The 12,733-nt window shown below is 34.9% G+C and carries 14 protein-coding genes; all 14 read right to left on the bottom strand.

Features of this window, described 5'->3' with window-relative positions; genetic code table 11:
* Positions 1–2 precede the first annotated feature (2 nt).
* On the bottom strand, positions 3–884 hold the full coding sequence (locus G9F71_RS24130; protein WP_164949330.1) for a DegV family protein: 882 nt from the start codon (positions 882–884) through the stop codon (positions 3–5).
* Between the two features lie 156 nt (positions 885–1,040).
* Positions 1,041–1,991, bottom strand: a complete 951-nt coding sequence (locus tag G9F71_RS24135; protein ID WP_164949329.1) for an acetyl-CoA carboxylase carboxyltransferase subunit alpha — start codon at positions 1,989–1,991, stop codon at positions 1,041–1,043.
* Positions 1,992–2,029: 38 nt separating this feature from the next.
* Positions 2,030–2,890, bottom strand: coding sequence for an acetyl-CoA carboxylase, carboxyltransferase subunit beta (accD, locus tag G9F71_RS24140; protein ID WP_164949328.1), 861 nt, complete (start codon positions 2,888–2,890; stop codon positions 2,030–2,032).
* Positions 2,891–3,040: 150 nt separating this feature from the next.
* Positions 3,041–4,387, bottom strand: coding sequence for an acetyl-CoA carboxylase biotin carboxylase subunit (locus tag G9F71_RS24145; protein WP_164949327.1), 1,347 nt, complete (start codon positions 4,385–4,387; stop codon positions 3,041–3,043).
* A gap of 32 nt (positions 4,388–4,419) precedes the next feature.
* Entirely contained in the window at positions 4,420–4,866 is a 447-nt protein-coding gene (gene fabZ / locus G9F71_RS24150) for a 3-hydroxyacyl-ACP dehydratase FabZ (protein WP_164945894.1), read from the bottom strand.
* Between the two features lie 50 nt (positions 4,867–4,916).
* Positions 4,917–5,435: an acetyl-CoA carboxylase biotin carboxyl carrier protein gene (gene accB, locus G9F71_RS24155; RefSeq protein WP_164949326.1), complete on the bottom strand. Its 519-nt coding sequence runs from the start codon at positions 5,433–5,435 to the stop codon at positions 4,917–4,919.
* Positions 5,436–5,437: 2 nt separating this feature from the next.
* Positions 5,438–6,679, bottom strand: coding sequence for a beta-ketoacyl-ACP synthase II (fabF, locus tag G9F71_RS24160; RefSeq protein ID WP_164949325.1), 1,242 nt, complete (start codon positions 6,677–6,679; stop codon positions 5,438–5,440).
* A gap of 49 nt (positions 6,680–6,728) precedes the next feature.
* On the bottom strand, positions 6,729–7,469 hold the full coding sequence (gene fabG / locus G9F71_RS24165; protein WP_164949324.1) for a 3-oxoacyl-[acyl-carrier-protein] reductase: 741 nt from the start codon (positions 7,467–7,469) through the stop codon (positions 6,729–6,731).
* Between the two features lie 67 nt (positions 7,470–7,536).
* On the bottom strand, positions 7,537–8,472 hold the full coding sequence (fabD, locus tag G9F71_RS24170) for an ACP S-malonyltransferase (protein WP_164949323.1): 936 nt from the start codon (positions 8,470–8,472) through the stop codon (positions 7,537–7,539).
* A gap of 71 nt (positions 8,473–8,543) precedes the next feature.
* Positions 8,544–9,476 carry an enoyl-[acyl-carrier-protein] reductase FabK gene (fabK, locus tag G9F71_RS24175; protein ID WP_164949322.1) on the bottom strand — a complete coding sequence of 311 codons (933 nt, stop codon included), beginning with the start codon at positions 9,474–9,476 and terminating at the stop codon, positions 8,544–8,546.
* A gap of 179 nt (positions 9,477–9,655) precedes the next feature.
* A complete protein-coding gene (gene acpP, locus G9F71_RS24180; protein WP_124998685.1) occupies positions 9,656–9,886 on the bottom strand; it encodes an acyl carrier protein in 231 nt (76 codons plus the stop codon).
* 20 nt (positions 9,887–9,906) lie between these two features.
* On the bottom strand, positions 9,907–10,890 hold the full coding sequence (locus tag G9F71_RS24185) for a beta-ketoacyl-ACP synthase III (RefSeq protein WP_164949321.1): 984 nt from the start codon (positions 10,888–10,890) through the stop codon (positions 9,907–9,909).
* Between the two features lie 19 nt (positions 10,891–10,909).
* Positions 10,910–11,362 carry a MarR family winged helix-turn-helix transcriptional regulator gene (locus tag G9F71_RS24190; RefSeq protein WP_164945902.1) on the bottom strand — a complete coding sequence of 151 codons (453 nt, stop codon included), beginning with the start codon at positions 11,360–11,362 and terminating at the stop codon, positions 10,910–10,912.
* 83 nt (positions 11,363–11,445) lie between these two features.
* Complete coding sequence (locus G9F71_RS24195; protein ID WP_164949320.1) at positions 11,446–12,519, bottom strand: NAD(P)H-dependent flavin oxidoreductase; 1,074 nt, start codon at positions 12,517–12,519, stop codon at positions 11,446–11,448.
* Between the last annotated feature and the right edge of the window lie 214 nt (positions 12,520–12,733).

Below are 12,733 nucleotides of genomic sequence, written 5' to 3' on the forward strand. Positions count from 1 at the left end.
CCCTATCTTTCATCGGCTATAAAATATAATCCTAATATTTCTGGTCCTGTATGAGACCCTATGGCTGTACCCACATAATTTAAAATAACATCTTTAACATTTCCATTCTCGCGAACCAATGCCTCAAGAGTTAATGCATCCTCAAGACAATCCCCATGACTTATGGCAATAACTTGCAATACATTTGGATCTGTTCTTTCTTTGAATTTTTCAGCTAGGGTATGTATTGCCTTTTTTCTTCCTCTACATTTAGAAAAAGGAGTAAGTAGTCCTTCGTTGTCAATAAACAAAACAGGTTTTATATTCAACAATGTACCAACGGTTGCAGCTGAACTTGATATTCTTCCACCTCTTTTTAAATGGTTCAAATCATTAACTGTAAACCAATGGTTAATCTTAAGTTTATTTGTCTCAAGCCAGGTAACTATTTCATCTTTCGAGCTTCCTTTTTTCAACATCTCATAGGCATAATGAACTAAAAGTCCTTGCCCAAGGCTTGCACATTTACTATCAACTATGCTTATATCTGCCTCTGGGAAGTCTTCAAGTATAGTTTCTCTTGCTAGATTTGCACTATTTATAGTTCCTGATATTCCAGAAGACATGACAATATATATGATAGATTTTTTTTTCTTAACATACTTTTTAAAAACCTCTACATACTTTTGGCTATTTATCTGTGAGGTCGTTGGCATTTCTCCTTGCCTTAAAGCATCATAAAAGTCCTTACGAATAAATTTTTTTCCAAAGTCATCCTCTATCGCCTCACCTTTAAAATTGCATACTAACCCTATGGGTACTATATTATCTTGTCCAATATAATCTAAAGGTAAATCGCATCCTGAATCTATTACTAAAATTGTCTCACTATGTTTTTTACTCATAACTCAATTCCCCTTTGCCCTTCTGCTAAATATTATTCTCATCTTCTATTATGTATGATTTATACATACACTTCAATACAAAAAAAAAGAAAAGTATATATACTTTTCTTAAACACGGCAAAATTAAACACATTAATGACCTTATGAGCCTATGGTTTATTCTACTACCTTGCCAATCTTTCTAAATTTATAATATCTTTTGGTAAGTAATGATTCTATAGGTTCCGCTGTTAATCTATTAATTGATTCCTCTAAATTACGCTTAATACTTAATGCCATCTCATCTACATTAGTATGCGCGCCCCCTAGTGGCTCTTTTATAATTCTATCTATTATTCCAAAATTAATTAAATCTTGAGCTGTTATTTTCATTGCATTAGCAGCTTCACGCGCAAGCCTTGCATCTTTAAATAATATAGAAGCAAAACCCTCTGGTGATAAAATAGAATAAATTGCATGCTCAAGCATCCAAACCTCATCCGCTACCGCCAAGGCTAAAGCTCCACCACTTCCACCTTCTCCTATAACTATGGAGATTACTGGTGTTTTTAAATTTGACATTTCCATAAGATTTCTAGCAATTGCTTCGCCTTGACCTCTTTCTTCTGCACCTAGTCCACAATATGCTCCTGGAGTATCTACAAGACAAATAACGGGTCTTTTGAACTTTTCTGCCTGTTTCATAAGTCTTAAAGCTTTTCTATATCCTTCTGGATTTGGCATTCCAAAATTTCTCTTTATATTTTCCTTTGTGTTATTTCCCTTTTGCTGAGCAATAACAGTTACAGCAATACCATTAATATATGCAATGCCACCTACAATAGCCTCATCGTCTCCATAATATCTATCTCCATGAAGTTCCATAAAATTTTCAAAAATTCTATTTATATAATCAAGCGCAGTAGGACGTTCCACAAGCCTTGCAATACTTACTTTATCCCAGGCAGTTAAATTTTTATAGGCTTCCTTTTGCATATTATAGAGTTTAACTTCCATCTGTCTTATTTCTTTTTCTAAATCCATATTTTGCTCTGTTGCTAAATTTTTAAGTTCATCAATTTTACTTTTAAGTTCATACATGTGCTTTTCAAAAGGCAAAGTTCCCATAAAATCTCCTCCCCATGTGCTACTTTTATAACTCTATATTAGCTATGAATTTTCAATATCTCAGTTAATGTATCCTTCATAGCTTTTCTATCCACCACCATATCTATAAAACCCTTTTGAAGCAAAAATTCAGCCCTCTGAAAGCCATCAGGCAATTTTTGCTTTATGGTTTGTTCAATAACTCGTTTGCCTGCAAACCCTATTAGTGCATTGGGCTCGGCTATTATTATATCTCCAAGCATTGCAAAACTTGCAGTAACTCCTCCGGTAGTAGGATCAGTAAGCACCGTTACATAAAGGCACCCTTTTTCATTATGTCTTGCAATAGCAGCACTAGTTTTAGCCATTTGCATTAATGAATATATACCTTCCTGCATCCTAGCCCCCCCAGAAGCTGTAAATATAATAATTGGCTTTTTAGCTTCTGTTGCACTTTCAATAGCCCTTGTGATTTTTTCTCCAACAACGCTACCCATGCTCCCCATCATAAAATTACTATCCATCACTGCAATTACAGTATCCTGCCCATTTATCTTTCCTTCTCCAGTTATCACAGCTTCACTTAATAATGTTTTGTCTCTTAAATCTTGAAGTTTATCTTCATATCCTTCAAATTCTATAGGATTGCCTGAGATCATATCTTTATCATATTCTATAAAAGTTTCACTATCTATAGTGTAATTTATTCTTTCTCTAGACCCAATTCTAAAATGTGTTCTACAATTTTCACAGGTCATTATACTACTTTCTAAATCCTTACTATAAAGGATTTTACCACAAGTCTCACATTTAACCCACATTCCGCTGGGTATATTAGGTTTTTTCTCGCCATCTTCATCTTCTAAATTTTTAACCTCGATATATCTACTCTTTTTAAATATACGTTTAAACTCAAACATATAACTGCCCCTTTCTAAAAATATACCATCACTCAGCTTAGAATTGAGAGTTGTAATCTAACTTCCCTATATCAATTCTCCTATATTCTATACTTATTCTTCTAGTATAAAACTTTCAGGCAATAAATTCCAGTATATATTTAGCTACTTTTAGATATTTTTGAATTCTTTACTAATAAAGCTAGTATCAAAATTCCCATTTATAAAGTTTTTATTGTTTACTATTTTAAATTGGAAGTCTATATTAGTATCCACACCTTCAATTATAAACTCTCCTAAGGCCCTTCTCATTTTACATAGCGCTTCCTGCCTATCTTTTCCATGTACAATTAGTTTTCCTATCATGGAGTCATAGGTAGGCGGAATTTTGTACCCTTGATATGCCGCACTATCAATCCTTACTCCATTTCCCCCAGGAAGGTGAAGCGATTTTATTTCACCTGGGCAAGGCATGAAGTTTTTACTTGGATTTTCTGCATTTATTCTACATTCAATAGCATGACCCTGAATCTTTATATCCTTCTGTTTATAAGGGAGCACTTGTCCCGAAGCAATCATTATCTGAGCTTTAACTAAATCTACTCCTGTGATCATTTCTGTTATTGGATGCTCTACCTGAATGCGTGTATTCATCTCCATAAAATAGTATTTCCCATACTTATCTAATAAAAACTCTATAGTTCCAGCATTTTTATATTTAATAGACTTAGCTGCTTTAACTGCAACCTCACCCATCTGTTTTCTAAGTTCCTCCGTCATTGCAACTCCTGGTGCCTCTTCTATTACCTTTTGATTCCGCCTTTGTATAGAACAGTCTCTCTCTCCAAGATGAATAACATTTCCGTGCTCATCTGCAAGTATTTGAAACTCTATATGTCTTGGCTCTTCTATGAATTTCTCCATATACATTGTGTCATCACCAAAAGCTGTCTTTGACTCTGTTTTAGCAGTATTGAATGCGTTTATAAGATCTTCTTCTTTTGTAACAACTCTTATACCACGTCCCCCTCCACCTGCTGAAGCTTTTATCATTACAGGATATCCTATTTTCTGCGCTGAACTTATTGCATCTTCTTCAGATTCAATGGCTCCTTCTGATCCAGGTACCACTGGTACTCCCGCTTTTATCATGATTTCTCTTGCCTTTAGCTTATTACCCATATTATCGATATTTTGTGAATCCGGCCCTATAAATTTTATATTACATTCCTCACACATCTGTGCAAATTTACTGTTTTCAGATAAAAACCCAAATCCAGGATGAATTGCTTCTGCACCTGTAAGCACTGTGGCACTTAAAATATTTTGCATGTTTAAGTAACTATCCTTAGATTTAGCTGGCCCTATACATATAGCCTCATCTGCCATCTGGGTATGAAGAGCTGTTTTATCTACCTCAGAATATACCGCTACCGTTTGGATGCCCATTTCATGACAAGCCCTAATTATTCTTACTGCTATTTCGCCTCTATTAGCAATTAATATCTTCTTAAACATATTATTTACCTTCCCTGCCCTTAAAATTATTATTAGATCCCTACTGCAAACGTAATTTCAGCTTCTGCAACCTTTTCTCCATTTACTGTAGCTAATGCCTTCCCAATTCCAACAGGTCCCTTCATTTTAATTATTTCTACCTCAAGCTTTAGTACATCTCCTGGAACAACTTTTTTTCTAAATCTAGCTTTATTAATACCACCAAAATAAGCAATTTTACCTTTGTAATCTTCCATACTTAAAAGTGCTACTGCTCCAACCTGTGCAAGAGCTTCGATTATTATTACTCCTGGAAGTATAGGTTCTGTTGGAAAATGACCCTGGAAGAAATACTCATTCATAGTAATATTCTTGTACCCTACAGCTCTTTTCCCTGGCTCTAATTCCTCTACTTTATCCACAAATAAAAATGGATATCTATGGGGAATAATTTCTTGAATTTGTTTTATATTCAAAGTAGTACCTTTTATATTTTCCATAATACCCCTTCCACCTTTCATTCTATTACAATTCTCATATGATGCCTCCACTATTTTTTACGTATTTTAAATAATGGCTGTCCGTACTCTACCATATCTTCATTTAAGGCTAATACTTCTACAATTTCTCCATCTACTTCACTTTCAATTTCATTCATAAGCTTCATAGCTTCTAAAATACAAAGGGTGTCTCCCTTTTTAACCACAGACCCAATTTTTACGAAATTCTGTGATTCATCACCAGGTGATGAGTACATAGTTCCAACAATAGGTGATTTGACTACAAATAGACTTTCATCAGGCACTACCTTAGATACATCTTCTATAGTGCTTACTATATTGCTTTGTATTTTCTCTTCAGAAATTTTATTTATAGCTATACTTTCTCTATTTAATGAATCGTTAATAACTGATTGTACCGGCGGAGCATTCACAGTAACTCTCTCTACCTGCACCTGCTCTTCTTTTTTCTCCATCTTTATTTTAATGCCTTCTGTCTCAATTTCAAAGGATGTAAGCTGTGACTCACTAACGGTTTTTATTAGTTCTTGAATATTTTTATAATCCATAATTATTTACCATCCCATTTTTTAAGTAATATAGTAGCATTATGACCACCAAAGCCTAGTGAATTAGACATTGCATATTTAAGCCCCTGTTTTCGTCCAATATTTGGAACATAATCTAAATCACACTCTTCATCTGGAACACTATATCCTATAGTTGCTGGCACAAAGCTTTCTTCTAAGGCTTTTACACATACTATAGCTTCTATAGCTCCCGATGCTCCCAGAAGGTGTCCTGTCATAGACTTTGTTGAACTTATAGGTATTTTATATGCGTATTCTCCAAATGCAGATTTTATAGCTGCAGTTTCAAACTTGTCATTATAAGGAGTACTGGTTCCGTGTGCATTGATGTAAGATACTTCTTCTGCCTTAACATCGCCATCCTCAAGGGCCATTACCATTGCTCTTGCAGCACCTTCTCCATTTGGCGCTGGTGAAGTTATATGATAGGCATCACAAGTTGCTCCATAACCGCTCATCTCTGCATATATTTTTGCATTTCTTTTTTTAGCATGCTCTAGAGATTCAAGTATAACTATTCCTGCACCCTCTCCCATAACAAAACCGCTTCGCTCTTTGTCAAAAGGAATAGATGCTCTTAGCGGATCTTCACTTTTAGTTAAAGCTGTTAAAGAAGTAAACCCTGCTAAAGCTAGTGGAGTTATTGATCCTTCTGCTCCTCCAGCTATTATTATGTCTGCTCTTCCATCTTGAATCATGTGGAAAGCATCTCCTATGGCATTAGTTCCTGTAGCACAAGCAGTAACTACACTAGTGCACTTACCTTTAGCGCCATACTTTATTGCAATGTTTCCTGCTGCCATATTGCCTATTATCATAGGTATTAAAAATGGTGACACTCTACCTGGGCCCTTTTCCATAAGTTTTGCATACTCTTGCTCAATAGTACCAAGTCCACCTATTCCTGAACCAACTATAACTGCTAATCTTTCACTATCTACCGCATTTAAGTCAAGTCCTGAATTTTTAATAGCTTCGTCTGCTGCAACCATTGCATACTGACAGTATTTATCCATTTTTCTAGCTTCTCTTTTATCTAATGCTACTGTTACATCAAAATCCTTAACCTCTGCGCCCAACTTACATTTGAACTCTGAAATATCAAAAGATTTAATTACATCTATGCCGCAAGTACCTTCTTTTACATTATTCCAAAAATTAACTACATCATTTCCTATAGGAGTAACTGCTCCCATGCCTGTAATAACAACTCTATTTTTCATAAATTGAACCTCCTTTAATTATCACTAAAAGTGCCTTATTAATTTTTGACTACATTACCATTCCACCATCTACGTTTATAACTTGACCTGTTATGTATGAAGCTTCCTCTGAGGCTAAAAATGCTACTGCATTTGCAACATCGCAAGGCATGCCAAGTCTTTTTAATGGAATACCGCTAAGTACAGCCTCTTTTACTTTTTGGGACAAACTATCCGTCATATCTGTTTGAATATATCCTGGCGCTACTGCATTACAAGTAACTCCACGGCTTGCAAATTCTCTAGCAACAGCCTTTGTCATACCTATTATTCCCGCTTTAGCCGCGGAATAATTTACTTGACCTGCATTTCCTGTAAGTCCAGACACTGAGGATATATTTATTATTCTTCCACTTCGTTGCTTAAGCATTATTGCTGATACATGCCTTGTGCAATTAAAAGCACCCTTTAAGTTGATATCTATAACGCTATCAAAATCCTCTTCCTTCATTCTCATTAAAAGGCCATCTTTTGTTATGCCGGCATTATTAACTAAAATATCTAAGCTTCCAAATTGTTCAACACATTTTTTCATCATATTCTCTACATCACTATAACTACTTATGTCACACTGAACTGCTAGTGCCTTAGCACCTAACGCTTCTATTTCTTTGACTACTTCCTGAACTGCGCCTGCACTGCTTCTATAATTAACAACTATATTTGCTCCAAGCTTTGCTAGCTTCAATGCTATAGCTCTTCCAATACCACGGCTAGCTCCTGTAACTACTGCTGTTTTTCCTTTTAACATATCTTCTCTCCTTTACATCTTTTGTAGTGACTTTGCTTCTTAACAAGCTTTTGCTTCTTAAGAAATTCTACTTCTTAAGCACTTCTACTGCTTTGTCCAAAGATACCATATCTTCTACATTAAGTACTGTAAGTTTTCTATCTATATTCTTAATAAAGCCACGTAATACCTTACCTGGTCCTATCTCTACGAAGGTATCAACGCCATCTTTTATCATATTTCTTATAATTGTTTCCCATAAAACGCAGCTCATAACTTGAAGTTTTAAATTAGCTTTTATATCATCCTTATTCTTTACATAATCGCCGTTTACGTTTGTCATTACTGGAACAATAATGTCTTTAAGATTTATACTTGCAAGCTCAATTTCTAACTTTTCTGCAGCTGGCTTTAGCATAGAAGTATGGAAGGGTGCACTTACTGGTAAAATAACTGCTTTTTTTGCACCCTTTTCCAATGCCACAGCACAAGCAAGTTCCACCGCCGCTATTTCCCCAGCAATTACTATTTGTCCCGGGCAATTTAAATTAGAGATTTCTACTATGCCAGAAGCTCTAGCTTCAATGCAAACTTCTTCAACACAATTTGTAGTAAGCCCTATTATTGCTGCCATAGTTCCTATTCCCACAGGCACCGCTTGTTGCATGAATCTTCCTCGCTTTTTAACAAGCTTTACAGCGTCTTTGAAATCCATAGCTCCACTACAAACAAGTGCTGAGTATTCTCCAAGACTAAGTCCTGCAGTTACATCACATTTTATGCCCTTTTGACTTAATGCCACAAGCGCTGCTATGCTAGTAGTTAAAATGGCTGGTTGTGTATTCTCTGTGATATTTAGCTCCTCCTGCGTCCCTTCAAAACAAAGTTTACTTAGTTCAAAGCCAAGTTCACTATCTGCTATATTAAATATATTCCTGCATTCCTCTATATTCTCAAATAATTCCTTGCCCATTCCAATATATTGGGCTCCCTGTCCCGGAAAAATAAAAGCAATTTTACTCATAATTCCCCTCCTTAATCATAGCCTTTGGTTCTTTTTATAACTTCATCTATTTCAAATAATAATATCCTTTTTTATATGAACTTTTTAATAGCTTCTTCTGCCTCTGTAAACATTTCTTCTATAATTTCTTTGCAGCTTTGTTCTTTCTTTACAAGACCTGCGATTTGTCCTGCCATAATGGACCCCATCTCTATATCGCCTTCTTTTGCTGCTCTTGGTAAACATCCTCGGCCGAGTTCCTCTAAAGCCTCTACTGGAGCATTTTCCTTTTCAAGCTTTTGAAATTGTCTTGATAACTTGTTCTTTAAAACCCTAATAGGATGCCCTGTAGATCTTCCTGTAACCACTGAATCTATATCCTTTGCTGCTAATACTTTGTGTTTGTAATTTTCATGTATTGTACATTCATTTGCTACTAAAAACCTTGTTCCAACTTGAACTCCCTGTACTCCAAGCATAAAGGCTGCTGCCACTCCACGTCCGTCGCCTATGCCCCCCGCTGCAATTACAGGAATATTAACTGCATCGACAACTTGAGGAACCAGTGCCATAGTTGTAAGCTCACCAATATGCCCTCCAGATTCACATCCTTCTGCAATAACTGCATCTGCTCCTGCTCTCTCCATACGCTTAGCAAGGCCCACAGAAGGAACTACCGGTATTACTTTAATTCCATGTGCCTTCCAAAGTTCCATGTATTTTCCTGGGTTTCCTGCCCCTGTAGTAACTACTTTAACCCCTTCTTCGCATACAAGATGTGCAATTTCTTCTGCATTCTCACTTAAAAGCATTATATTCACACCAAAAGGTTTGTCTGTTAACTGTTTTGCTTTTCTAATTTCATCTCTTATATAAGAGGTAGGCGCATTGGCTGCTGCTATAATACCCAGACCCCCTGCATTTGATACCGCAGAAGCTAAGCTACTATCTGCAACCCAAGCCATTCCACCTTGTATTATTGGATATTTTACACCTAAGCTTTTAAAAAATACAGAATTTAACATTTTGTTCCTCCTTGATTGTTTAAAAGTATATAATTAGGGTTAGATAATTATATAAAAAAAGTATATATTACTAAAACTACATTTCACGTAATATATACTTTTTTTAATGTACTGAAGGAAACTAAATTTTAATACACTTAGTAGTTCAGCTCTCTAATTATCTAACCCCACAATTTTTATTATTTAAGTTTTGCTTCTATATATGCAACAATTCCCTTTACATCCTTAATGTTTTCGATATCTTCATTTGGTATTTCGATTTCAAAAGCTTCTTCTAATGACATTACAATCTCAAATATTTCAAGAGAATCTACTCCTAAATCATCCGCAAAATTTGCCTCCATTGTAACTTCTACCGCATCTATACCTAATTGTTCAACTATTACATTTTTAACTTTTTCAAATACCATTATTAATTCCTCCTAATATTTTATTTACTTTTTGTCCATTCTATTAATGAAGCTCCGTAGGTTAATCCACCGCCAAAGCCTACAAGTATAATTTTATCTCCAGCTGCAAGTAAATTCTTTTTGTTTATCTCATCTAAAGCTATGGGTATACTTGCTGCTGAAGTATTTCCATACATGTCTAAATTCACATAAAATTTATCTTTGTCAGCCTTCAATCTTTTAACAACAAAATCTATTATTCTAGAGTTTGCTTGATGGCAAACTACATACTTAATATCATCAAGTGTACAATTGTTTTCTTTTAAAATTTTATCTATGCTACTCTCAATAACTCTTACTGCAAATCTAAAAATCTCTTTACCATCCATACTTAGTGTTGCTTTAAAATCTTCATTCCCTTTTGTAAACGTATTTTTTACATCTACAGTTGGGCAAGTTAAAAATTCACCCTTTTCACCTTCTGAAGTTGAATTTACAGAAATAACCCCTGGCGTATTACCTGCCTCAATTACTGCTGCTCCTGCACCATCACCAAAGAGTACACAAGTGTTTCTGTCTGTCCAATCAACAATCTTTGATAGTACCTCAGCACCTATTATTAAAGCCCTTTTGCGGTTACCAGTTTTTAAAAATTGCACTGCTATATTAAGGGCAAATATAAACCCTGTACATGCTGCTGATATATCAAAAGCCATAGCATTTACTGCTCCAATATTTCCTTGAACTATACATGCAGTAGCTGGAAGAAATTGGTCTGGTGATGTACTTGCAAGAATTATAAGATCTATATCGCAAGCATTAACATTCGCATCCTTTAATGCCTCTAATGCAGCTTTTGTGGCCAGGTCTGAAGTGTTTTCACCTTGTGATATATGTCTCTGCTTGATGCCGGTTCTAGAAGTTATCCATTCATCAGAAGTATCTACAATCTCTGATATTTGATGATTAGTCATTATGTTTATAGGCGCATAACTTCCTGTACCAATTATTTGTACCTCATTCATTGCTCAACTACCCCTTTCGTTAACCTTCTAATTTATATTTTTCTTTGAAGAAATTGTTCAATTTTTCAAGAGATTTTATTAGTACCTCTTCTTCTTCATCATTAAGAACATCTATAGTTGCGTGCACCATATGAGAATGAAATTTATCATGTATTCTATAGGCCAGCTTTCCTTTTCTAGTAAGGGCAATCATTACTGATCTTCTATCTTCTTCCCCTCTTTTTCTATCTACATACCCTTTTTTTAAAAGTTTACTTACAGCTGTAGTAAGAGTACCCAAAGTTATTTTAAGATCTTGAGATACTTCTGTCATAGTTCTATATTCATACATTCCTATTGCATCAATAGTATGAACTTCTGTTATTGATAGATCCTTAAGTATCCCTTCTTTAAGTGCCTTATGTTCTATTTGCAATATATCATTAAAGGTCTCTACTAGAAGTTCATTGACAACGCCAACACATTTACTCATGCTTATCACCATTTCCCATACTTTGATTTTCAAATGCTTTGATAATCAAAGTATATCTTTGGCAGTGGTATTTGTCAATATTTTTAAAGCGCAAGTTCTGCCTCTGTTACTAGTTCACTCATAAGTTCTTTAACTGAAATAATTTTATCTACTTTGCAGGCATTGCTTCCCACAAAAATAAGTCCCTTGTCTAAGTTTCCTTTTACTGCTTGTATTAGTGCTTCTGTAATACAGTAAGGGGTTTGTCTTGGATCACAATCCTTTATGCATAAATAACATTTATCTACTTTACATCCTTTTTCCAAGACGCTTTTCATAAACTCATTGTTTATAGCTCTCCCTGGCATACCTACAGGGCTTTTTACTATCTTTATATCTTCTTGTTTTGAATTAACATAGGCCATTTTAAAAGCTAAAGAAGCGTCACATTCCTCAGTAGCTACAAATCTAGTAGCCATTTGTACCCCTGCCGCACCAAGTTTTATAAACTCGGCAATATCTGCTCCAGTATAAATTCCACCAGCAGCTATTACAGGAATTTTTTTATTATACTTTTCTTCAAAAGGCTTAATCGCCTCAATAACTTCTTTAATTATGTCCTTTAAGTCTTGGGCTTTGTTTTCTATTAAGGATTCCATAGAAAAGCCAAGATGTCCGCCCGCTTCTGGTCCTTCAACAACAATTAAATCTGCAGCACAATTCTCTTTTCTATCCCACATCTTTGATATAACGGTGGCTGCTTTTGCTGATGATACTATAGGTGCAAGCTTTGTTTTGAATCCTTTAACTATTTTAGGTAAATTAAGTGGAAGACCTGCACCAGATATTATTAAATCTATGCCTTCTTCTAGAGCAGTTGCCACTAATTCCTCATAATTATTCATAGCTACCATTATATTTATTCCTATAATGCCCTTAGGACTTAATTCTCTAGCGCGCCTAATTTCACTTCTTAATGCTCTTTTATTTGCTTGCTTTGCATTGTTTGCAAAGTCTTTTTCATTATACCCAATTTGAGCAGTAGATATTATTCCAATTCCACCCTCATTTGCAACAGCTGATGCAAGACCGGAAAGGGATACTCCTACCCCCATACCGCCTTGAATTATAGGAACACTTGCTATTAATTCTCCAATTTTTAAAGGAGGTAACTTCATAATTATCCATCTCCCTTTACTTTGATTTTCAAATAGTTTGATAGTCAAAGTATATATATTTTTATATTGTATGTCAAGATAAAAAGTATTTTATAACTATTTTTTATAATATAGATTTATATTGCCATACTTCTTAGTATTTACTATATTTAAAAAAATATTAATATAATTGTGCTTTTATTTAATATTTTGGTTGTCATTAGCAATGATTGTA

Source organism: Clostridium sp. FP2 (assembly GCF_011065955.2).
Lineage (GTDB): Bacteria > Bacillota > Clostridia > Clostridiales > Clostridiaceae > Clostridium_AD > Clostridium_AD tagluense.

Bases quoted from the DNA above. Each gene is read 5' to 3' on its own strand.
- G9F71_RS24190 (WP_164945902.1), bottom strand. From the start codon at position 11,362: ATGAGTAAATGTGTTGGCGTTGTCAATGAACTTCTAGTAGAGACCTTT.
- fabG (WP_164949324.1), bottom strand. From the start codon at position 7,469: ATGTTAAAAGGAAAAACAGCAGTAGTTACAGGAGCTAGCCGTGGTATT.
- accB (WP_164949326.1), bottom strand. From the start codon at position 5,435: ATGGATTATAAAAATATTCAAGAACTAATAAAAACCGTTAGTGAGTCA.
- acpP (WP_124998685.1), bottom strand. From the start codon at position 9,886: ATGGTATTTGAAAAAGTTAAAAATGTAATAGTTGAACAATTAGGTATA.
- G9F71_RS24195 (WP_164949320.1), bottom strand. From the start codon at position 12,519: ATGAAGTTACCTCCTTTAAAAATTGGAGAATTAATAGCAAGTGTTCCT.
- fabF (WP_164949325.1), bottom strand. From the start codon at position 6,679: ATGAAAAATAGAGTTGTTATTACAGGCATGGGAGCAGTTACTCCTATA.
- G9F71_RS24130 (WP_164949330.1), bottom strand. From the start codon at position 884: ATGAGTAAAAAACATAGTGAGACAATTTTAGTAATAGATTCAGGATGC.
- G9F71_RS24145 (WP_164949327.1), bottom strand. From the start codon at position 4,387: ATGTTTAAGAAGATATTAATTGCTAATAGAGGCGAAATAGCAGTAAGA.
- G9F71_RS24185 (WP_164949321.1), bottom strand. From the start codon at position 10,890: ATGAATGAGGTACAAATAATTGGTACAGGAAGTTATGCGCCTATAAAC.
- fabZ (WP_164945894.1), bottom strand. From the start codon at position 4,866: ATGGAAAATATAAAAGGTACTACTTTGAATATAAAACAAATTCAAGAA.
- G9F71_RS24135 (WP_164949329.1), bottom strand. From the start codon at position 1,991: ATGGGAACTTTGCCTTTTGAAAAGCACATGTATGAACTTAAAAGTAAA.
- fabK (WP_164949322.1), bottom strand. From the start codon at position 9,476: ATGTTAAATTCTGTATTTTTTAAAAGCTTAGGTGTAAAATATCCAATA.
- fabD (WP_164949323.1), bottom strand. From the start codon at position 8,472: ATGAGTAAAATTGCTTTTATTTTTCCGGGACAGGGAGCCCAATATATT.
- accD (WP_164949328.1), bottom strand. From the start codon at position 2,890: ATGTTTGAGTTTAAACGTATATTTAAAAAGAGTAGATATATCGAGGTT.